This is a genomic window from Hymenobacter terrigena (assembly GCF_054776515.1).
Genome location: NZ_BAAHBU010000003.1, coordinates 469,502 through 490,318 on the forward strand (window position 1 = coordinate 469,502; position 20,817 = coordinate 490,318).

The following is a 20,817-nucleotide window of genomic DNA, read 5'->3' on the forward strand; positions in this document are numbered from 1 at the left end:
TTGTGTATTACATTTATGTTCTGCTACATTTGCTCGCATAGCATTCGGCGCTGGTCGCTTGGCGATAATGCCCTCCCCGGTTTGGCCGCTGCCGACTAATCTTACCCATCACCCTCAAAAAATTCCCATGACCAAATCTGTACTTTTTAGCTCGCTCATTGCTTTGTGCCTGCTGGGCGCGTGCCAATCGGCCTCGGCGCAGGGCGCCATTACCAACGGTGGGACCTACAAAATGACCCATTACGGCGTGCCAGCCGATGCTTCGGCGGCGGCGTATGGAGTGCCCGCCGGCACTCCGCTGTGTCTCGACGTGAACCTGGGACTGACCACAGCCGGGGCCAGCATTGGCCAGTGGGGCGACAATGGCATCGATGGCCAGCGCTATATCTTCGAGCTGCAAACCGACGGCTCCTACAAGCTGCGGCATCGGGGCACGGTGATGTATGTGCAAACCGTGGGGCAGAGCAAGGCCGCCAATGCCCGCATCGAGCAGAACGTGCTGCTGACGAGCAACGACGACGCCCAACGCTGGTTCATCACCGACCCTAATAACAACGGTCGTTACAAATTTACCCTGAAAAACTCGGCCAACGCGGCTGGCATATCGCAGGTGCTGGAGGTCGGTTTTGGCAGCGCCGCCCCGGGCGCGCCGGTCAATCTGTTCGATGACAATGCTTTTGAGCAGGCCCAGCGCTGGCAGCTGCTGCGCACGGCTCTGGCTACCAAAAACGCCGTGGATTCGGGCCTGTGGCTGCAGGCTTACCCCAACCCATTGGCCGCCGGCCAAGCCCTGAACCTGCGCGTGGAAGCCCAGCGCTCCGGGCCCGCCGCCGTGGAAGTGCTCGATGTGATGGGCCGTGTGGTGTATCGCCAGACTACCAGCCTAGAGCCGGGCGGCAACCCCATGGCGCTGGCCAATGCCCCGCTTATGCCGGGGCTGTACCTGGTGCGGCTGCACCAGGGCGGCTTCGTGCAGCAGACGCAGTTTGTGCAGCAATAACCAATTATCCGCACGACTTGCCAAACGAGCGAGTGCCCGGTGGCATTCGCTCGTTTTATTTCCATGGTGTGAAATCCCTAAAGACGACGAAGCAAGGGGAGGAGTATCGCACCAATGGCCTTGTTTTTCTTTCATTTGTCGAAACATACTTTCTTCATTCAGCCCCATCCCACCCATGAAAAAAATATTTGTCTTGTGCTTATTGTTGGTCAGCAGCAGTGGCTTTGCGCAGCCTGTTGCTGTGCGCTCCAAGGCCCGGGCCGGGGCGGTGGCCGGGCAGGTGTGGCCGGTGGCGCGTGCCCAGGCCTGGTACCGGGCCCACGCCTGGATTAGCGGGACCAATTTTATCCCGAGCACGGCCATCAACCAGCTGGAAATGTGGCAGGCCGCCACCTTCGACCCCACCACCATCGACCGGGAATTGGGGTGGGCCGAGGGTATTGGCTTCAATACCATGCGGGTCTTTTTGCACAGCCTGGCCTGGAAGGAAGACCCCGCCGGCTTCAAGAAAAGAGTGGGCGACTACCTGGCCCTGGCCGACAAGCACCATATTCAGACCATCTTCGTGTTTTTTGATGACTGCTGGAACAAGGTGCCCCACGCCGGTCCCCAGCCCGCGCCCCGCACCGGGGTGCACAACTCGGGCTGGGTGCAGGACCCCGGCGAGCCCATCTCGCGCGACTCAACCGCCTTCAGCCAGCTGAAGCCTTACGTGCACGACGTGCTGACGACCTTCCGGGCCGACCCGCGCATTTTGCTTTGGGACCTGTATAATGAGCCCGGCAACTCCGATAAACGCACGGCGTCGCTGCCGCTGGTGCGCAACGTGTTTGCCTGGGCCCGGGAGGTAAATCCCGCCCAGCCCCTCACGTCGGGCATCTGGACCTGGGACTTTACGGCCCTCAATGCGCTGCAGGTGGGCAACTCTGACATCGTGACCTACCACGACTACGAGGACGAAGCCTGGCACCTCCGCGTCATTCAAATGCTGCACACCACGGGCCGGCCGCTGGTGTGCACCGAGTACATGGCCCGGCCCCGCAACAGCCGCTTCTCCACCATTATGCCGCTGCTAAAGCGTGAGAATGTGGGTGCCATTAGTTGGGGCTTGGTGGAAGGCAAAACCAACACCAAGTACGCCTGGGACACGCCCCTGGCCGATGGCAGCGAGCCGGCGGAGTGGTTTCACGAAGTGTTCCGACGCGATGGCACGCCGTACCGGCGCGACGAAGCGGAACTGATTAAAAAGCTGAACGGCAAATAGCCGCCGCTGGGGACGGCAACGCGCCCGGCCCGTTTGCCGTTGCAAGCACCCAACGTTGTGCTTACTGCTCACTTCCCCATGCTTCGCTTTTATTCACTTGTGCTGGTCTTGCTGCTGGCGCTGACCAGCCGCCCGGCGGCCGGCTACGCCGTACTCACGCATCAGGCCAATATCGACTCGACCTGGGAGCGCTGCCTGGTGCCGGCCATTCTAAAACGCTACCCAACATCCACGCCCGAGCAACTGATTGATGCCAAGGCGTATGCCTACGGCGGGGCCATCATTCAGGACATGGGTTACTATCCCTTCGGTTCGGTGCTGTTTACGAATCTGACGCACTACGTGCGCTCCGGTGACTTTATCCGCAACCTTATCGAAGAATCGCGCGACCTCAACGACTACGCCTTTGCCCTGGGCGCGCTGGCCCACTACTCGGCCGACCTCAACGGCCACGCCGAAGGCACCAACCGCGCCGTGCCCCTGGTGTACCCCGACCTAAAAGCGAAATACGGCGACGTGGTGACCTACGAGCAAGGCCGCAAGCAGCACGGACAGTTGGAGTTTTCGTTTGATGTAGTGCAGCTGGCCAGCGGCAAATACCACAGCCAGGACTATCACCAGAAAATCGGTTTCAAGGTGAGCAAAGCGCCACTGGAGCGGGCCTTCCTGAAAACCTACGGCCTGGAACTGGGCCAGGTAATCATAAACGTGGACCTGAGCATTGCCAGCTACCGTTTCGCCGTTAGCCAGCTCATTCCCACGGCGGCGCGTGCCGCCTGGCACTACAAGCGCAAGGACATCATGAAGCTAAGTCCCGGGGCCCGGCGGCGCGACTACATGGCGCGCAACAACCCTAGTGCCTTTCGCAAAGAGTATGGTAAGGAGTATAAACGGCCGGGATTTGGGGCACGCATTATTTCGTACTTCATCCGGGTACTGCCCAAGATTGGGCCACTGAAGCCTTTTGCCTTTAAGCTGCCCACGCCGGAAGCCGAACAGATTTTTCGGGCCAGCTTTCGTAAGGTGATGGCCAGCTATTGCGCCAACATCAGCCGCCAGCCCGCCGATACCGCCGCCGCGCCATTAGCTCTGTCCAACGCTGACTTCGACACTGGCAAGCCCACCCACGTCGGCGAATACGGCCTGGCCGACGAGACCTACGGCGAATGGCTGCGCAAGCTCGCCGGCAAGAAATTCGAAAACCTCACCCCCGTGGCCCGCCAAAACATCCTCGCCTTCTACGGCACCCAGCCCAAAGCCACGGTCTCGGCCGAAGAAAAAGAAGGCAGCAAGCAGCAGGAAACCCAAGCCGCGCTCGAGCAACTCCGCACGTTGCACTAGAATTCTTTCAGATAGCAATATGCAAAAAAGCCAGCCCTTGTAAGGCTGGCTTTTTTGCATACCTTTCTTTTTAAAGGCTGTTTTATCGGCTTTTAATGCTTCTGCTTACCTAACCCATCCATTCACTCACTAGTCCTTTTGCTATGTTGAAACGCTACTCGGGGGAAATGCTACTGCTACGCTGGGCGTGGCTATTGGCGCTATTGGTATTGCTGCCGCTGGCCGGGCGGGCGCAGGTTGTCATCAGCCAGGTATATGGCGGCGGAGGCAGTGCCTCTGCTACTTATACGACGGACTACATCGAGCTGCACAACAATTCCAGCGCGCCGGTTTCGCTCAGCGGGTATTCGGTGCAGTACGCTTCGGCAACCGGCACTGCCTGGGCTGTAACGCCCCTGACGGCGGTGAGCATTCCGGCTGGCGGCTACTACCTGGTGTACGAGTCAACCGGGGCGGGAATGGCCTCGCTGCCTGTGACCGCGAATGCGACCGGCAACATTGCCATGAGTGCTGCGGCGGGCAAAGTAGCGTTGGTAGGCAGTACCGTCGCTTTGTCGGGCGCTTGTCCTACGGGAGCTCTCGATTTGATTGGCTATGGCTCCACCGCGAACTGTTTTGAAGGGGCCGTTGCGCCCACGCCAAGCAACACCACCGCCGAAATTCGGGGGGCTGGCGGCTGCACCGACACCAACGCCAACAACACCGACTTCGCCACCGGCGCCCCGAACCCGCGCAACTTGAGCAGCCCGGCGTCTCTTTGCCCGACTCCGGTGCCCACCATCGGCACCATCTCGCCCAGCTCGGTGACGGCCGGCGCGGCCGCTCAGACCCTGACGGTGAACGGCACCAATTTCATCAGCACATCGGTGGTGAATTTCAACGGCACGGCCCGTACCACCACGTTCGTATCGGCCACGCAACTCACCATTCAGCTCACGGCGACCGACCAGGCCACAGCCGGCTCCTACAACGTGACCGTGACCAACCCCTCACCGGGCGGTGGCACCACCGCCCCGGCCACCTTCACCGTGAATGCAGCCACGGCTAACAACCCGGTGCCCACCATCACCAGCCTCTCACCCAGTTCGGCCACAGCGGGCGACCCGGGTACGACCCTGACGGTGAACGGCACCAACTTCATCAATGCTTCGACGGTGAGCTTCAACGGGACTGCCCGCACGACCACCTTTGTATCGGCCACCCAGCTCACCATTCAGCTCACGACGGCCGACCTAGCTACGGCCGGCGCTTACGATGTGACCGTGACCAACCCCGCGCCTGGCGGCGGCACCACCGCCCCGGCCACTTTCACCGTGAATGCACCCGCCAACAATCCGGTGCCGACCATTACCAGCTTGGCGCCCAGCTCGGTGACGGCCGGCGCGGCCGCTCAGACCCTGACGGTGAACGGCACCAATTTCATCAGCACATCGGTGGTGAATTTCAACGGCACGGCCCGTACCACCACGTTCGTATCGGCCACGCAACTCACCATTCAGCTCACGGCGACCGACCAGGCCACAGCCGGCTCCTACAACGTGACCGTGACCAACCTCTCACCGGGCGGTGGCACCACCGCCCCGGCCATCTTCACCGTGAACCCGCCCGCGCCCACGCTCACTGGCATTAACCCAACCAGCATTCCGGCCGGGCAAACCACCACGGTCACATTCACGGGTACCAATTTTGTGAGCGGCGCCACCGTGAATTTCGACGGTGGGAGCGTGGCTACCACCTTCGTGAGCAGCACCAGCCTGACGGCGGATATCGCAGCCCCGTTCTCGAGTGCCAATGCCACATTCCCCGTGTCGGTGACTGTGCCGGGCGGCACCAGCGGCACCCGTACCCTCACCGTGACCGGCACGGCCCTGCCCGTGGTGCCCACCAGCATCACGGCGGTGAATACGCCTTACGCCGAAAACTTCAACACCCTGGCCAGCAGCGGCGTCAGCAACGTGCTGCCCGGTGGCTGGGCTTTCGTGGAGACTGATACCAACGCCGACGCCCAGTATACGGCCAACACCGGCAGCTCCACCACCGGCGATACCTACAGCTACGGGACTAGCGGCAGTACCGAGCGCGCCTTCGGTACGCTGGCTACCGGCACCCTGCAGTCGACGCTGGGCGCGGCTTACACCAACAATACCGGCGCCACCATCACGTCGCTGCGCATCGCTTACACCGGCGAGCTGTGGCGACTCGGCGTGTCTGGCCGTACCGATAACCTGGCCTTTGGCTACAGCACGGGCGGCGGCACATTCACTACTGCCACTTACACAGCTTTCCCAGCGCTGGATTTTACCACACCCAACACCACCGGCACCGCTGGTCTGCGCGACGGCAACCAGACCACCAACCAAGCGGCCCTGGCCGCTACCATCTCGGGCTTGAGCATTGCGCCGGGAGCCACGTTTTATATTCATTGGGTCGATTCGGATATCAGCGGCAGCGACGACGGCTTGGCCGTAGACGACTTCTCGCTGATTGCCAACCCGGCGGTGCCCTGCAACGCGCCCACGGCCCTGGCCACCAGCGGCATCAGCAGCACGGGCGCTACGGTGAGCTTTACGGGCAGCGGCTCGGCCATGGGCTACACCGTGACCACCGTGCCGGTTTCCACTACTCAAACGCTGGCTGGTACGGCTACTTCCGTGAGCTTCACAGGACTGACGCCGGGCACGGCCTACACGGTGAGCATCGTGAGCAACTGCGCGGGCGGTGCTACGTCCAGCGCGGCCACGGTGGGCTTTACCACGTCGGCCGCCGCGCCGGCCCTGGTCGTGACACAGGGCGGCACGCCGGTGGCCAACAACGGCAGCCCGAGCTACGACTTCGGCAACCAGACCACCGGCACTACCCAGACGGCTACCTTCACGCTGACCAACTCCGGCCCCGACCCGCTCACCATCAGCGGTATTGGCGCTACCAATTCGTCAGTATTCAACTTCCAGCCCTTTACCACGCCGGTTACGCTGGCAGCCAATGGCGGTAATACTACCCTGACCGTGACGTACACGGTGGGCACGGGGCCGCAGTCGGGCACCATCGGCATTACCAGCGATGCCACGAATGGCAATGCCAGCTTCCAGCTCACCCTCACGGGTACCGGCGTGCCGCCCGTGGCTAATCCGCAGATTGCCGTTAGCCAGGGCGGCACGGGCATCGCCAATGGCGGTAGCTACAGCGGCTTTGCCAGCACCACGGTGGGCAGCACGTCGGCCCCGGTCACGTTCAGCATCGCCAACGCCAGCACCACCGATAACCTGACCCTCGGCACCTTCGTGCTGACCGGCCCCTTCGCCCTGAGCGGGGCCCAGCCCACGGGCGTGGCTGCAAATGGCACGGCTACTTTCAATCTCACCTTCGCGCCCACGGCCACGGGGCCCAACACTGGCACGCTCACTATTCCGAACAACAGCCAGACCAACAATCCCTACGTCATCACCCTGGGCGGCCCGGGCACGTCCCCAACCCCGACCGACCTGACGGTGAGCACAACGCAGCCCATCGCGGGCAGCTACCGCAACGTGACCGTGACCGGCACGGGCCGGGCGCTGGTGGTGGGCCCGCTGGTCGTCAGCGGCGCGCTGGTGATTCAGGCGGGTGGCGTGCTGTCGCAGAACTGCCAGACCATCAGCGGACCGGGCAGCTTTGAGGTGCAGGCCGGCGCATTGCTGGGCATCTGCGACCCTGCTGGCATTGCCACCACGGGCGCGGTGGGCGCGGTGCAGGTCACGGGCCTGCGCACGTTCAGCCCCGCGGCGGGCTACGCTTATAATAACCCGACCACGGCCCAGGTAACCGGTCCGGGCCTGCCCGCTCAAATCTTCGGGCTGGGCGTGGACAACCCCGCTGGGGTCACGCTGAGCCAGGGCGTGGCCGTGGCCCAGCAAGTAACCTTGCAGCGCGGTAACCTGAACACCGGCGGCCTGCCGTTTACGCTGCTATCGTCGGCAGCGGGCACGGCGGTGGTAGATAATACCGGTGGTGTGGTGAATGGCACGGCCACCGTGCAGCGCTACATCGACAACACGAACCCCATGGGCTACCGCCATTATTCGGCCCCCGTGAGCAACACCACGCTGAGCGACCTGGCCACGGCGGGCTTCACGCCCACCTTCAATCCGGCTTACAACACCAGCGCCACGCCGGGTGCCGTCCGGCCGTTCCCCACGGTATTTGGCTACGACCAGGACCGGATTGCCACGGTGACGTCGAATGCCAGCGCTTTCGATAAAGGCTGGTTTTCGCCCGCTGCTTCTGATGCCATGACGGTAAACCGCGGCTACACCGTGAACGCGCCCAATACAGCCCTCGTTGATTTTGTGGGCACGCTCAACAACGGCGTGCAAAGCTCCGGCATACTCAGCCGCGGCCCCGATGCGGATGCCGGCTGGCAGTTCCTCGGCAATCCGTACCCGGCTCCGCTGGACTGGAGCACCGTGACCGTTGCCCAGCGCCCCGGCATGGACGCCGCCATGTACGTGTTCCAGAGCAGCGGCCAGTACGGCGGCAGCTACCGCACCTACACCAATGGCATGGGTACTTCGCCGCTGATTGACGCGGCCTCTGGCTACTTCACCCGCGTAACCACGGCCGGCACAGCCGGCGCCGTAAACCTCACCAACGCCAACCGCGTGCTCACCTTCGGGGCGCAGCCGGCCTTCGGGCGCGGCCTTGCCGATACCCGTCCCCAACTGCAATTGCAGCTGCGCGGCACCACCGGCCTCGACGATGCCTACGTGTATTTCCAGGCCGGCGCCACGGCGGGCCTCGATGCCGAATTTGACGCTGTGAAGCTGGCCAACCCCACCGGCCTGAACCTGGCTTCGGTGGTGGGTGCGCGCACTATGGCCATCAACGGCCTGCCGCTGCTGGGCAATGCAGCCGTGGTGGTGCCGCTCACGGTGGGCGTGCCCCAGGCCGGCAGCTACAGCTTCCTCGCGGCCGAGGTGGCCAACTTTACCGGGACCGTGACTTTGCTTGATGCCAGCAACAACACCCGCATGGTACTGACGCCGGGCACTACCTACGCCTTCACTATGGCCAGCACTTCGGCCATCGGGCGCTTCGCCGTGGAGTTCCGCCCTGCTGGCGTGCTGGCTACCACCTCGGCCCAGGTGCTGGCGGCCCAACTGCAGCTATTCCCGAACCCGGCTTCGGCGTCGTTCCGGGTGCAGCTGCCGGTACTGGGCAGCAAGGCCGTGGTGGCGGCCACCCTCACCAACACCCTCGGTCAAACCGTGCTGAGCCGCTCACTGAGCGCCCCCGCCGGCCAGGCCATCGACGCCGAGTTTGACGTGCGCGCCCTGGCGGCCGGTGTCTACACCCTGCGCCTGACCGTGGACGGCACCCTGCTGGTGCGAAAAGTGATGGTGGAATAGCAGCTATTTTGCTGATAATGAAAAAAGGCCGACTCTGAATAGGGTCGGCCTTTTTTGTTGAAGGCAACGCCTTGGTATCACCGGTTAAATTATTCAAGCAGCAAATCCGACTCATCCTTTAGCCCCACGCCCGAAAGCTGCCGTCGGCGCGCCTCCGACAACAGATGCAGCAGCCGCGCCGCCGCGGCCGGATACGCCAGCCCCGCCGGCCGGATGTTGGACACGCAGTTGCGGGCCTCGTCCGTGAGGCCCGGCCGGGGCGCGTAGGTGAAATAGGCCCCTAGGCTATCGGGCGAGCTCAGTCCCGGCCGTTCGCCGATGAGCACCAGCACGAGGCGTGCCCGCAGCAACTGGCCAATTTCGTCGCCGAGGGCCACGCGCGCCTGCTCGGCCAGCACCAACGGCCCTAGGCGAAATCCCAGTTGCTGTAGCTCGGGCACCAGCAGGTGCAGCAAGGGCAGGGCGTGGGTGTTGCTGGCCGTGGCCGAAAGCCCATCGGCCAGCACAATGGCTAAGTCGCAGTCCCCGTTTGCCAGTTCGGCCAGCTGCTCCCTGGATTCTTTGTCCAATACGCGGCCCCGGTCGGGGCGCTGCAAGTATTCTTCGCGGCTGGCAGCCAGGCTGTGCACCGGGTATATGGGCAGCTTCAGCTCCGGCAGCTCGGTTAGCAGGGCCTCCGTATCCAGGGCCGAATACACGGCGTCGCGGGCGTGGGCGTGGGCCAGCCGGAAAGCCAGGGCTTCCTGCAGCGGCACGCTGGTGCCCGTGCGGCCGAGCGCAATGCGAGCGGCGGTGAAAGCGCGCAGCCCGGTCCAGGGGTCGGAGGATGGACTCATCGGCACAGCGGTGAGTGATTGTGCTAAGTGAATTGTTCGATAATCGTGGTCTGGTCCGGAAACTCGGCGGTTAGCCGGGTGCGGTCGGCAAGCTCAAAATCAGCAAAATCGAAGCCGGGGGCCACCGTGCAGCTCACCAGCGAAAAGCCGGTGCCCGACTTCACCCGGGCCCCAAACCAGGTATGGGCTGGCACGATGGCCTGCGGCAATTCGCCCCGCCCCACATCATGGCCCAGCGTGAGGATGGTGAGCTGTCCGTTTTCCAGCAGCAACACCTCAAGGGGCTGGCCCTGATGGAAAAACCACAATTCATCCGACTGAATCCGGTGGAAATGCGACCGGTCATTGTTTTCCAGCAGGTAATAGATGGCCGTGCTCACGTTGCGCTGCGCGCCGCTCGCGGCCGTGGTGTAGTGGCTGGCCCGGTAGGTTTCGCGGTAGTAGCCGCCTTCGGGGTGGGGCTGCAGGTGCAGCTGCTGAATAAGGTCCTGGGCTCTTGTCATAGCATCGAAAGTAAACAGCCATTAAGTAAAGCGCTAGCTACGCCGGGTTTTGCAGGGCGCCCAGGCCCAGCAACGGGTGTTGCGCTGCGGGTAGCAATTGCCCGCTTTCGCCAAAAATGCCTTGCTGCCGCAGCCAGGCCTCAAACTCGGGCGCGGGGCGCAGGCCCAGCACCTGGCGCAGGTACAGCGCATCGTGGAAGGAGGAAGACTGGTAGTTGAGCATGATGTCATCGGCCCCGGGAATGCCCATGATGAAGTTGCAGCCCGCCACGCCCAGCAGCGTGAGCAGGTTGTCCATGTCGTCCTGGTCGGCTTCGGCGTGGTTGGTATAGCACACGTCCACGCCCATGGGCAGGCCCAGCAGCTTGCCGCAGAAATGGTCTTCCAGCGCCGCCCGGATGATTTGCTTGCCATCGTAGAGATACTCCGGGCCAATGAAGCCGACCACAGTATTCACCAGCAGCGGCCGAAACTGCCGGGCCACAGCGTAGGCCCGGGCTTCGCAGGTTTGTTGGTCGAGGCCGTGGTGGGCGTTGGCCGAAAGGGCGCTGCCCTGGCCGGTTTCAAAGTACATCACGTTCAGGCCCAGCGTGCCCCGGTTCAGAGCCAGCGTGGCCTCGTGGGCTTCGCGCAGCAAGCTCAGGTCAACGCCAAAGCTGGCGTTGGCCGACTCGGTGCCAGCGATGGACTGGAACGTCAAATCCACCGGCGCTTTTTGCTCGATGAGCTGGAGCGCGGTGGTGACGTGGCACAGCACGCAGGTTTGCGTGGGAATGGCGTATTGCTCGCGCACCGCATCGAGCATGTGCAGCAGCTGGCTCACTGCCTTGGGACTGTCGGTGGCCGGGTTGATGCCGATAACCGCGTCGCCGCTGCCGTAGAGCAGGCCATCGACGAGGCTGGCGGCGATGCCGCGGGCGTCGTCCGTGGGGTGGTTGGGCTGAAGGCGGGTGGCCAGGTGCCCGCGCAATCCCAGCGTGTTGCGGAATTTGGTGACGACTTCGCAGCGCCGGGCCACGCCAATCAGCTCCTGGTTGCGCAGGAGCTTGCTCACGGCGGCCACCATTTCGGGCGTGAGGCCGGGGGCCAGGGCACGTAGCGTTGCAGTATCGGCTGCTTCCGCCAGCAGCCAGTCGCGCAGCTGGCCCACCGTGAAATGGGCGATGGGCGCGAAGGCTGCCGCGTCGTGCGTGTCGATAATCAGGCGAGTGACTTCGTCCTGCTCATACGGCACCAGCGCTTCATTGAGAAAATTGCGCAGCGGCACATCGGCCAGGGCAAACTGCGCCGCCACCCGTTCTTCGTAAGTAGCAGCGGCCACGCCGGCCAGCACGTCGCCGGAGCGCCGGGGAGTAGCCCGCGCCAGCAGCGTTTTCAGGTCATCGAAAACGTAGGCGCGCTGGCCGATGGTGTGGCGGTAGGGCATTGGCTTACGACGGATAAGGGCTCAATATAGGAGAGGGAATGTCGGATGTTGCCGCATCGGCAGAATATTCGTCCCGACGCTTAAACTTGGTTAGCACTGCCGCGTCTATGCAATAGAATCAGGCAAACGTTCCATTCCTTTTATCTTCTGAGCTATGAAAATTGTTTCTGCTAAATCATTGATAATAATGTTGCTGGTTGTGTTGTCGGCCGGCACTATTAGCTTGGCTCACCGAGCCCGCCGCCAACTAGAAGACCGGCCCATCGGCCGCGAAATCCGCGCCTATTTTCAGGCCAATATCCTGCCCGTGCTACTGCAGCAGCGCCAGAAGCTGGAGCCTCAGCTCAGCACTGAAGACCGCACCCAACTGGCTCTTTACCGGACCCAGCTCAAAGCCCTGAAGGAGCAGGGCCAGGCCCTGCGCCGTAGCGTGGTGCCCGAGGGCACGGCCGCTTCCGCCACGCGCCCCACCCTCACCGAAGCCCAGCAAAAGCAAGCCCACGACCTGCGCTTCCAGGCCCGCGGTATCATGCTGAACGTGGCCCAGATGGCCCAGAAATACGATGCGCCCATCGCCCAGCTCGCCCAGGAAGTAGCCCCGCAGAAAGAGAAATGGGCCACCGACATTAAGGCCATTGTGGCCAAAAATGCCACGCCCGAGCAACAGCAGAAACTGGCCGCTTTCCAGGGCTGGCAGCACGGGCACGGCGGTCTTCGTCGCTTCTTCAAGCCCGCCATGTTCCTGCTGCTGGACCCCAATGCCCCCGCGGCTAACCAAGCTGAGCCCGGCGTAGGCACCCCCAGCTTCTACCCCAACCCTGCCGCAGCCACCAGCCAGCTCGACTACGAGGTGAAAAAAGCCGGCCCCGTAACCATCGACCTACTCGATAAAGATGGCAACAAGCTGCGCACGCTGGTATCAGCAGCCAGCCAGGAAAAAGGCCCCCAGACCCAGCAACTCGATTTGCACGACGTGCCGGCCGGCACGTATTTCTACAAAATCACCACCAAAGGCGGCACCCAAACCAAGCGCTTTGTGAAGGAATAGGACGCCTGTCATTGCGAGGCGCAGCCGAAGCAATCCGTCTTGTGCAAAGTGATAAGCCTTGAGATGTGAAAAGCCCCAATACCGTGAAGTATTGGGGCTTTCTGGTAAAAAGGGTGTCTGGTTGTGATAGGACGGATTGCCGCGTTCCGCTCGCAGTGACAGTTACTGCGCCTGCACCAGCCCGCCGCTCAGCCGCCGCAGCGCAATTTCGGCCTGCTTGGCCGAGTAGCGGATATCCAGCAGGCGGGTTTCGGCGGCCAACTCGTTGCGCTGGGCCTCGCGCAGGGCCAGGGGCGTGAGCAGGCCCAGGCGGTAGCGCTCCAGGGCAATATCCACGTTCTGGCGGGCCAGCTGGATGTTGGTTTCTTCGAGGTCGAGCAGCTGGAGAAAGTTCTGGTACTGCGCGAAAGCGGTGGCCGCGTCGGCATCAAGTTGCAAATCAGTCTGGGCCAGGCTGAGCTTGCTTTGCTCTTCCGCCACGCGGGCGTTTTGCTCCTGCCGGCGAATATTGAAGCCGTTGAAAATCGGCACCGACGCGGTGATGCCGTAGTTCAGACCCACCGTGTTGTTGATGCTCGTGCTGAGCACCGGGCCGGTGGGCAGCGTGATGAACTGCGCGTTGTTGATGTTGCGGTTGATGCCGTAGCCCGTCACCAGCCCGATTTGCGGGAAACGCGAGGCGGTTACCAGCTTGCGGTCGTAGGCGGCCACGTCCACGCCCAGGCGGGCCTGGGCCAGGCGCGGGTTGTTGGCCTTGATGCCGGCCGTAATCACGTCTTCGCGCAGGTCGCGGGTCACGGTGAGGCTGTCGCTGGGCTCGAAATCCTGGCGCGGCGTGCGGCCCAGCAGGTTGTTGAGGGTGATTTTGGCCGCTGCCAGCGCCTGCTGCTGCTGCAGAAACAGGCTGCGGTCGGCGTTATAGTCCACGCGCGCGGTCAGGACTTCCACTTTGGCGCGCACGCCCACGTCCACCTGCGCCTGGGTGAGGTCGATGCGGGCCTGACCAATTTTCAGGGCTTCTTCCAGCGAAGTGATTTTGCCGGCCTGGCGCACCACGTCGTAGTAGGCATTGGTCACGTTTTCCACGGTTTCTTCCACCGTGGCGCGGGTGATTTGCTGCTGCTGCTGGCGCAGGGTTTTCAGCCGGTCGTAGGCAATGAACATCCCAAAGCCGTCGAAAATCGTCCAGCCCAGCGTCACGTTCGAGTTGAGCAAATTCGAGGTGCCGCCGTTGATAACGCGGGGCGCGTTATCGCCCACCGTCGAGGTGATGTTGTTGTTGTTGAAGGTCCGGGTCAGGTTGGCGTTGATGTTGGGCAACTGGCCGGCATTGCCCCGGGTCACGTTGTTCTCCGCAATCTGCACATCCTGCCGCGAGAGCAGGATGCCGTAGTTGTGTTGCAACGCCTCGGCAATGGCCTCCTGAAGCGACAGCGCCGGGGCCGTAGCCACCGAGGCCGGCCGTGCCAGCTGGTTAGGACGCGCCTTGGGCACCTGCTGGGCCAAAGCGGCGAAGGGGAGGAGGGAAAGGAAAAGAAACGAAGATAATTTCATGAAAGGATAACAAAGCTGGCGTGCATCTGCGACGCGCCAGCACCGTTTATTAAGCCACTACCGCTTCCGGTTCCGCCGCCGATACTTTCGGCTTATGTTTCTTAGCTGTAGCGAAATACGAGTACATCACCGGCACCACAAACAGCGTGAGGCCCGTGGCAAACAGCAGCCCACCCACCACGCCAATGCCCATGGCCCGGCGGCCCAGCGCGCCCGCGCCCTGCGCCATGGCAATGGGCAAAATGCCAAGCACGGCGCACAGGCTGGTCATCAGAATGGGCCGGAAACGGGCGGCCGAGCCTTCAATCAGACCAGTCATGTAATCAGCGCCTTTCTCCACGCTCTGGTTGGCAAATTCCACGATGAGAATACCGTTTTTCGTCACCAGACCTACCAGCATGATGATGCCGATTTGCGAGAACAAATTCATGGTCTGATTGAAGTACCAGAGGCTGAATAGCGCGCCCGACAAGGCCAGCGGCACCGTTACCATGATGATACCGGGGTCGCGGAAGCTCTCAAACTGCGCGGCCAGAATCAGGTAAATCAGCACCAGCGCCAGCCCGAAGGCGAACAGCACCGATGACGAGCTTTCGGCAAAGTCGCGCGACTGGCCCGAGAGCGAGGTGGAGAAGCTGTCGTCCAGGTTTTTATCGGCGATGGCCTGCATGGCGGCAATGCCCTCGCCCAGGGTTTTGCCCTTGGCCAGCGAGGCCGAGAACGTGGCCGCGTTGTAGCGGTTGAAGCGGTAGAGCTGGGGCGGCGTGCTCTTTTCTTCGAGGCGAATGACGTTGTCGAGCTGCACGAGCTTGCCGCTGCGGTTTTTCACGTTCAGGGTGCGCACGTCGAGCGGCTGGTTGCGGTCTTCGCGGGCCACCTGGCCGATAATCTGGTACTGCTTTCCGTTACGGATGAAGTAGCCGTAGCGCTGCCCGCTGAGGCCGGCCTGCAGGGTCTGGCTGATGTCCTGCACGCTCACGCCCAGGCTCTGGGCCTTTTCGCGGTCAATCACCACGCGCAGCTCGGGCTTGTTGAACTTCAGGTTCACGTCCACGAAGCTGAAGGTTTTGTCGGCTAGCGCGGCTTCCAGAAACTTGGGCACGGCGGCCGTCAGTTTCTCGAAATCCTGGGTTTGCACCACGAACTGCACCGGCAGGCCGCCGCCCTTGCCGCCCCCGCCGCCGGAGCTAATGCTCTGATCCTGAGAAACCGAAACGCGGGCCCCGGTGTATTTTTTCACTGTCGCGGTGAGGATATCGGCCAACTGCTGCTGCGAGTGCGGCCGGTCCGTGGGGTCTTTCAGCAGCACGCGGGCGATGGCTGAGTTGGCCGCGCCGCCGCTGCTGCCACCGCCGGGCGAAGTCACGGTCAGGATGTTGTCGGCGTCCTCCCGCGAGCTGTCCTGTAGCACTTTGGTCAGCTCGCCCATGTAGCCGTCCATGTATTCGAAGGATGCACCTTCCGGAGCCGTGGCGTTGATGCTGAGACGGTTGCGGTCTTCCACCGGAGCCAGCTCGGTGGGCAGGGTTTTCATGAAAAACCAGATGCCCACGCCTGTCAGGGCAACCAGGCCCCAGGCGAGCCAGCGCCGGTCGAGAAAAGTGATGAGGGCGTTGCGGTAGCCGTTGGTGAGGCTCTGGAAGAAGGGTTCAGTCTTGCGGTACAGCCAGTTGTGGCCGCCTTCGCGCTTCAGCAGCTTCGAGCACATCATCGGGGTGAGCGTAAGCGACACGAAGGCCGAAATCAAGACCGAACCGGCCAGTACGATGCCAAATTCGCGGAACAGCTTGCCCGTGATGCCCGACAAAAACACCACTGGCAGGAACACCGCCGCCAGCACGATGGTGGTGGAAATAACGGCCATCAGAATTTCCTCCGAGCCGTTCTTGGCCGCTTCGAGCGGGCTTTCTCCTTCCTCAATCCGACTGTAAATATTTTCCAGCACCACAATGGCGTCATCGACTACAAGGCTGATGGCCAGTACAATGGCCAGCAGCGTCAGCACGTTGATGGTGAAGCCCATTACGTCCATCACGAAGAAAATGCCAATCAGCGACACTGGAATGGCCACCACCGGAATGATGGTGGAGCGCCAGTCGCGCAGGAACAGGAAAATCACGACCACCACCAGCACAAAGGCCTCAATAATCGTGTCCTCCACCTCCGCAATTGAAGCCCGGATAAACACGGAGTTATCAAAACCAGTGCTCACCTTCAAGTCCTTGGGCAGGTCGTTCTGGTATTGCTTCATCCGCTTGTTGAACTCGTCGGTGATGGCAATCTGGTTCACGCCGGGTTGCGGAATGGCCATCACGGCCACCATCGGAATGCCGTTGCGGCGCAGGATGGTCTGGTCGTTTTCGGGGTACAGCTCAGCGTAGCCCACGTCCGTCAGGCGCACCAGCGAGGTGGGGTCGTTGCGGATAATCAGGTTGTTGAAGTCTTCTACCGAGGCCAGGCGGCCCATGGTGCGGAGCGAAAGCTGGGTGCTCTGGCCCTGCACGGCGCCGCTGGGCAGCTCCACGTTTTCGCGGGCCAGGGCCTGCTGCACGTCCACGGGCGAAATGCCAAGGGCGGCCATTTTCACGGGGTCGAGCCAGAGGCGCATGGAGTACTTGCGCTCGCCCCAGACGCGGATTTCGCTCACGCCGGGAATGGTCTGGAGGCGCTCTTTGAGCACGTTGTTGGCGTAGTCCGTTAGCTCCAGCAGGGTGCGCGAGGAGCTGCTCAGGTAGCTGAGGATGATGGGCGAGGAGTCGGCGTTGGCCTTGCTCACGGTGGGCGGGTCCACGTCGCGCGGGAGGCGGCCCTGCGCGCTCGATACTTTGTCGCGCACGTCGTTGGCGGCGGCCTCCAGGTCCACATCGAGGTCGAACTCGACGGTGATGGTGCTGGCCCCGTCGCGGCTGGTGCTCGACAGGTTCCGGATGCCCGCGATGCCGTTAATGCCTTCTTCCAGGGGCTCAGTTATCTGGCTTTGAATAACATCGGCCGAGGCGCCGGTGTAGCTGGTCTGCACCGTGATGATGGGCGGGTCGACGCTCGGGTACTCGCGGATGGCGAGCGAACGGAAGCCGATGGCGCCGAAAATCACGATGAGCAGGCTCATCACGATGGCAAGCACCGGCCGGTTGATGCTGACGGAAGAAAGACTCATAATGTGTATGGTTGAGCGGAGGTAGCGGCGCAAGAATGCGTCTCTACGCGTCTGCCGCAGAACTACTTCTGAATAGAAACCCGGTCCCCGGCTTTCACCGACAAAATGCCGGTGCGAATAATCGTATCGCCCACGGCCAGGCCCTTGGTAATCTGAATAACCTTGTCCGAACGCACCCCGATGTTCACGGGCTGTACGGCGGCCTTGCCGTTCTTCACCGTGAACACGGTGTAGCCGCTGGCCACCGGCACCACGGCTTCGGTGGGAATTTGCAGGGCCTCAGCGGTTTCGCCCAACTCCAGGTTCACTTTCACAAAGCCGCCGGGGCGCAGCTCCATGTTTTTGTTGGCGTAGATGGCCCGCACCGGCAGCGTGCGCGATACCGGGTCAATTTGCGGGTTGATGGCGTAGACTTTGGCTTCAATTTTTTGGGTCGTGGCCTCGTCGGTCACCAGCACCGGGTCGCCGACGCGCACCGATTGCGCGAAGCGGCTCGGCACGTTGAAGTCAACCTTCACCGGCTGCACCCGCGAGAGCGTGGTGATGGCCGTGCCCGGCGACACATACGCGCCCACCGAGGTATTGCGCAGCCCCAGAATCCCGTCGAACGGGGCCCGCACGTAGGCTTTCGACAGCGTCACGCGCAGGGCCGCCAGGTCGGCCTGGGCCGTGAGCAGGGCATTTTGGGACTGCTCATATTCCTGCCGGCTGATGTACTCCTTGGCCAGCAGGGTGCGCTGGCGCTTTTCTTGGTCTTGGTAAAGCTTGATGTTGTATTCCTGCTTTTGCAGCTGGGCCTGCACATCGGCCGCGTTGATGGTGAACAGCAGCTGGCCCTTGCGTACCGGCTTGCCTTCCTGAATGTTAAGGCTGGTAATCTTGCCCGAAATCTCGCTCTGGATGGTCACCGACTCATCGGCGATGATGGAGCCGGTGGCGGCCACCTGGTCGGAGAGGCGCGTGGCGGCTACCACGTACACCTGCACCGGGACTTTGGCCCCGGGGCCGCTGCCGGGGCCGCCGCCTTTGCCACCTTTGGCTCCGGCCGCGCCGCCTTTGCCGCCCTTTTCGCCCGCCGTGGGGCTGGGGAAATACTTCATTTTGGCCCAGGCCATGCCGCCGATGATGAGGGCGGCTATTAGCCAGCCCAGCCAGCCGCGCTTGCCCGAAGAGGTCGGGCGGGGCGCGGGTTCAGGGGCCGGAGGCGGCGTGGGTGTCGTGGTGGTAGTGTCCCAGGTTTTGGGCGGGGCAGCGGTGTTGGTTTCCAATGACATAGTAAGCAAGAACGTGCGGCGAGCGTCGGATGTTCGGGAAGGGCCGACGACTTCTCGGCAGCCGATTGCGCGGGGGCACAACGCCCCGGCTCCGGCCGTCCCGAAAGGACATAGTGCAAATTTCGGCCAAAAGGTTGCTTGCCCGGCCCGGAAATAGACGTAGGCCAGCATCACCCTGACCGAAACTATCTTCGTCCCGATGAAGCCAACCGCCCCCGCCGCGCCCGAGCCGCGCAATTTTTTCCAGGATGTGCACGAAGTGGTGCGCCTCATACCGACCGGCCGCGTGAGCACCTACGGCACCATCGCGCACTACCTCGGGGCGCGCCACGGCGCTCGCACCGTGGGCTACGCCATGATGGCCGCTCACACCGCCGACCAGTACGTGCCCGCCCACCGCGTGCTCAACCGCTTGGGCCATCTCACCGGCCGCCTGCACTACGCCACGCCTACCGCCATGCAGGAAGCCCTGGAAGCCGAAGGCGTGCGCGTGGTGGAAGACCGGGTGGTGGATTTCGATAAGCTGTTCTGGGACCCGGCCGTGGAGCTGGCGTAGCTAACGCCGCTGCTTTTCCAGTTCGTCAACTTCGGCCTCGCCCTGTTTGGCGGGCATCCACTGCCAAGGAGTGCGTGCTGCACCGGACACCAGCGTCACGTAGTTGGCCGTGACGCTGCTGGGTATGGCCAGTAGGGCCGGCCCGCTGGACAGGTCTACGCTGAGCCGCAATACCCGCCCGGTATGCGGCCAGCTAAGCTCCAGGAATTCGCCAGGGCGCAACTGCCCCACTTCATGGTCATTAAGCAAGATGCGCCGGGGCGTGGCTGGTCCGCCTGGAGGCCGGTACACATAAAGGAAAGCCGTGTCGGGCCGTTGTGGCTGACCCGGGAATGGATATTGCGAAACGCTGCCACTGCTGCAGTTCAAAGCATATGCCACCGGCATGCCGGTATTGCCTACCTGGCCGGCATACGCGCCGGCTACGGCGCCGCCCATGGCCGTGTGTTGCGCCCGCCGGCCTTCGGCGGCGGCATCAACAGGGGCCGCGCCCACAAAGGTGAAGTAGCCGTTTTGGCGCGTCAGCATCCGGAAATTATTGAGCTGGGAGATGTAGGCCTGCCGGCCATCTGAGAATCCCCAAACGTCGCGAGGCGGTACTCGGTCGCCGCTGGCATCATACACCTTGGCTCGCAGCAGGAAGGTGCCTTTCCATTCTGCTACGCTGTTGGGGGTGGTATTAGGGTCGAATAAACTGGAAACCGAGCTGGCCGCCAGCGTATCGACCCGCACCGCCGAACTGGTGTCGGGCTGATTTGCCATAAACTGCTGGAAGGAATGGTAGACGCCTTTGCGGGGCAGCGCGGCCCGCAGAATAGTAGGCGTGGCTTTGCCCGTCGGCTTGTCGGCTTTTAGCTGGCCCAGGGCGCGGGCCTGGCGCTTGGCGGCCAGCGCCCAGTCGGCGGCAGCCAACTCCAGCAAACCCGCTTGCATTACTTGCGCCAGGTTTCGGGAGTGGTCCGTGTTGATGGTAATGCCGTGGCTGCTGGTTTTGCCCGTCACGCTTTGCACGAAATGGTAGCCATCGGGCAAATGGATATAAACGTCCGCCGCCAGCGCGGCGCTGGAACTGGAGCTGCGCATCAGGCCCTTCACTTCCTCGTTCGCCAGCAACTGCCGTATGCACAGCACCAAGGGGTGGTCGGTGGGGCGTTTGGGTAATTCGCGCTGGAGCCAGGTGGTCAGCTCTTGTTCGAGCCCGGTGTGAAAAAGTGCGGGTACCTGCTTGTCATAAAGCCCGGTATATATCAGGCCCAGCGCCGGGACGCCGGCTCGCCCATCCACCACCTGCTCTACGCTAATGCTCCGCTCAGGCAGGGCCAGCGTTTGCTTGCTGATGTCGAGATAATAAACCTGAGCCAGCGCCGGCCGACTGCAAAGGGCAACTAGCAGCAGGCACAACCCTTGGCGCGACCGGACGGTCTGGCCAAAGAATGGAAATGGAAAGGACATGCGGGAAGAATAATACTGCGGA

At 62.6% G+C, this 20,817-nt stretch carries 13 protein-coding genes; 6 read left to right on the forward strand and 7 right to left on the reverse strand.

All coding sequences use genetic code 11. From position 1 onward, the window contains the following. The first annotated feature begins 127 nt into the window (after positions 1-127). The 4 genes from ACYU7Q_RS15130 to ACYU7Q_RS15145 all read left to right on the forward strand — a co-directional run bounded on the left by ACYU7Q_RS15130 (position 128) and on the right by ACYU7Q_RS15145 (position 8,989). Positions 128-1,000, forward strand: a complete 873-nt coding sequence (locus ACYU7Q_RS15130; protein ID WP_460610278.1) for an RICIN domain-containing protein — start codon at positions 128-130, stop codon at positions 998-1,000. 175 nt (positions 1,001-1,175) lie between these two features. Further along, positions 1,176-2,264 (forward strand): glycoside hydrolase 5 family protein, encoded by a 1,089-nt coding sequence (locus ACYU7Q_RS15135; RefSeq protein WP_460610279.1) that lies wholly within the window; start codon positions 1,176-1,178, stop codon positions 2,262-2,264. A gap of 78 nt (positions 2,265-2,342) precedes the next feature. Then, positions 2,343-3,605, forward strand: coding sequence for a zinc dependent phospholipase C family protein (locus tag ACYU7Q_RS15140; protein WP_460610280.1), 1,263 nt, complete (start codon positions 2,343-2,345; stop codon positions 3,603-3,605). Positions 3,606-3,748: 143 nt separating this feature from the next. Continuing rightward, positions 3,749-8,989 carry a beta strand repeat-containing protein gene (locus ACYU7Q_RS15145; RefSeq protein WP_460610281.1) on the forward strand — a complete coding sequence of 1,747 codons (5,241 nt, stop codon included), beginning with the start codon at positions 3,749-3,751 and terminating at the stop codon, positions 8,987-8,989. Positions 8,990-9,078: 89 nt separating this feature from the next. Here ACYU7Q_RS15145 and eutC read toward each other — a convergent pair whose 3' ends face one another. The 3 genes from eutC to ACYU7Q_RS15160 are packed head-to-tail and all read right to left on the reverse strand — an operon-like array spanning position 9,079 to position 11,754. Continuing rightward, a complete protein-coding gene (eutC, locus tag ACYU7Q_RS15150; protein ID WP_460610282.1) occupies positions 9,079-9,825 on the reverse strand; it encodes an ethanolamine ammonia-lyase subunit EutC in 747 nt (248 codons plus the stop codon). Positions 9,826-9,848: 23 nt separating this feature from the next. Then, on the reverse strand, positions 9,849-10,328 hold the full coding sequence (locus ACYU7Q_RS15155) for a cupin domain-containing protein (RefSeq protein ID WP_460610283.1): 480 nt from the start codon (positions 10,326-10,328) through the stop codon (positions 9,849-9,851). A 37-nt stretch (positions 10,329-10,365) separates the two neighbouring features. Continuing rightward, positions 10,366-11,754 (reverse strand): ethanolamine ammonia-lyase subunit EutB, encoded by a 1,389-nt coding sequence (locus ACYU7Q_RS15160; RefSeq protein ID WP_460610284.1) that lies wholly within the window; start codon positions 11,752-11,754, stop codon positions 10,366-10,368. 154 nt (positions 11,755-11,908) lie between these two features. On the opposite strand from ACYU7Q_RS15160, the gene ACYU7Q_RS15165 reads away from it, so the two are divergent. Beyond that, the gene (locus ACYU7Q_RS15165) at positions 11,909-12,802 is read left to right on the forward strand and encodes a T9SS type A sorting domain-containing protein (RefSeq protein WP_460610285.1); all 894 of its coding nucleotides are present in this window, start codon (positions 11,909-11,911) and stop codon (positions 12,800-12,802) included. A 162-nt stretch (positions 12,803-12,964) separates the two neighbouring features. On the opposite strand, the gene ACYU7Q_RS15170 is transcribed toward ACYU7Q_RS15165, so the two are convergent. From ACYU7Q_RS15170 to ACYU7Q_RS15180, 3 genes are all read right to left on the reverse strand, one after another. Beyond that, positions 12,965-14,356: a TolC family protein gene (locus tag ACYU7Q_RS15170; protein ID WP_460610286.1), complete on the reverse strand. Its 1,392-nt coding sequence runs from the start codon at positions 14,354-14,356 to the stop codon at positions 12,965-12,967. A 49-nt stretch (positions 14,357-14,405) separates the two neighbouring features. Beyond that, complete coding sequence (locus ACYU7Q_RS15175; protein WP_460610287.1) at positions 14,406-17,513, reverse strand: efflux RND transporter permease subunit; 3,108 nt, start codon at positions 17,511-17,513, stop codon at positions 14,406-14,408. A 62-nt stretch (positions 17,514-17,575) separates the two neighbouring features. Beyond that, positions 17,576-18,787, reverse strand: coding sequence for an efflux RND transporter periplasmic adaptor subunit (locus ACYU7Q_RS15180; RefSeq protein WP_460610288.1), 1,212 nt, complete (start codon positions 18,785-18,787; stop codon positions 17,576-17,578). A 199-nt stretch (positions 18,788-18,986) separates the two neighbouring features. Here ACYU7Q_RS15180 and ACYU7Q_RS15185 point away from each other — a divergent pair, with 199 nt between their 5' ends. Beyond that, the gene (locus ACYU7Q_RS15185; protein ID WP_460610289.1) at positions 18,987-19,343 is read left to right on the forward strand and encodes an MGMT family protein; all 357 of its coding nucleotides are present in this window, start codon (positions 18,987-18,989) and stop codon (positions 19,341-19,343) included. Here the strand turns inward: ACYU7Q_RS15185 and ACYU7Q_RS15190 are convergent, their stop codons facing one another. Next, on the reverse strand, positions 19,344-20,795 hold the full coding sequence (locus tag ACYU7Q_RS15190) for a hypothetical protein (protein ID WP_460610290.1): 1,452 nt from the start codon (positions 20,793-20,795) through the stop codon (positions 19,344-19,346). It lies immediately after the preceding gene. Positions 20,796-20,817 lie beyond the last annotated feature (22 nt).

Bases quoted from the DNA above. Each gene is read 5' to 3' on its own strand.
- ACYU7Q_RS15130 (WP_460610278.1), top strand. From the start codon at position 128: ATGACCAAATCTGTACTTTTTAGCTCGCTCATTGCTTTGTGCCTGCTG.
- ACYU7Q_RS15135 (WP_460610279.1), top strand. From the start codon at position 1,176: ATGAAAAAAATATTTGTCTTGTGCTTATTGTTGGTCAGCAGCAGTGGC.
- ACYU7Q_RS15140 (WP_460610280.1), top strand. From the start codon at position 2,343: ATGCTTCGCTTTTATTCACTTGTGCTGGTCTTGCTGCTGGCGCTGACC.
- ACYU7Q_RS15145 (WP_460610281.1), top strand. From the start codon at position 3,749: ATGTTGAAACGCTACTCGGGGGAAATGCTACTGCTACGCTGGGCGTGG.
- eutC (WP_460610282.1), bottom strand. From the start codon at position 9,825: ATGAGTCCATCCTCCGACCCCTGGACCGGGCTGCGCGCTTTCACCGCC.
- ACYU7Q_RS15155 (WP_460610283.1), bottom strand. From the start codon at position 10,328: ATGACAAGAGCCCAGGACCTTATTCAGCAGCTGCACCTGCAGCCCCAC.
- ACYU7Q_RS15160 (WP_460610284.1), bottom strand. From the start codon at position 11,754: ATGCCCTACCGCCACACCATCGGCCAGCGCGCCTACGTTTTCGATGAC.
- ACYU7Q_RS15165 (WP_460610285.1), top strand. From the start codon at position 11,909: ATGAAAATTGTTTCTGCTAAATCATTGATAATAATGTTGCTGGTTGTG.
- ACYU7Q_RS15170 (WP_460610286.1), bottom strand. From the start codon at position 14,356: ATGAAATTATCTTCGTTTCTTTTCCTTTCCCTCCTCCCCTTCGCCGCT.
- ACYU7Q_RS15175 (WP_460610287.1), bottom strand. From the start codon at position 17,513: ATGAGTCTTTCTTCCGTCAGCATCAACCGGCCGGTGCTTGCCATCGTG.
- ACYU7Q_RS15180 (WP_460610288.1), bottom strand. From the start codon at position 18,787: ATGTCATTGGAAACCAACACCGCTGCCCCGCCCAAAACCTGGGACACT.
- ACYU7Q_RS15185 (WP_460610289.1), top strand. From the start codon at position 18,987: ATGAAGCCAACCGCCCCCGCCGCGCCCGAGCCGCGCAATTTTTTCCAG.
- ACYU7Q_RS15190 (WP_460610290.1), bottom strand. From the start codon at position 20,795: ATGTCCTTTCCATTTCCATTCTTTGGCCAGACCGTCCGGTCGCGCCAA.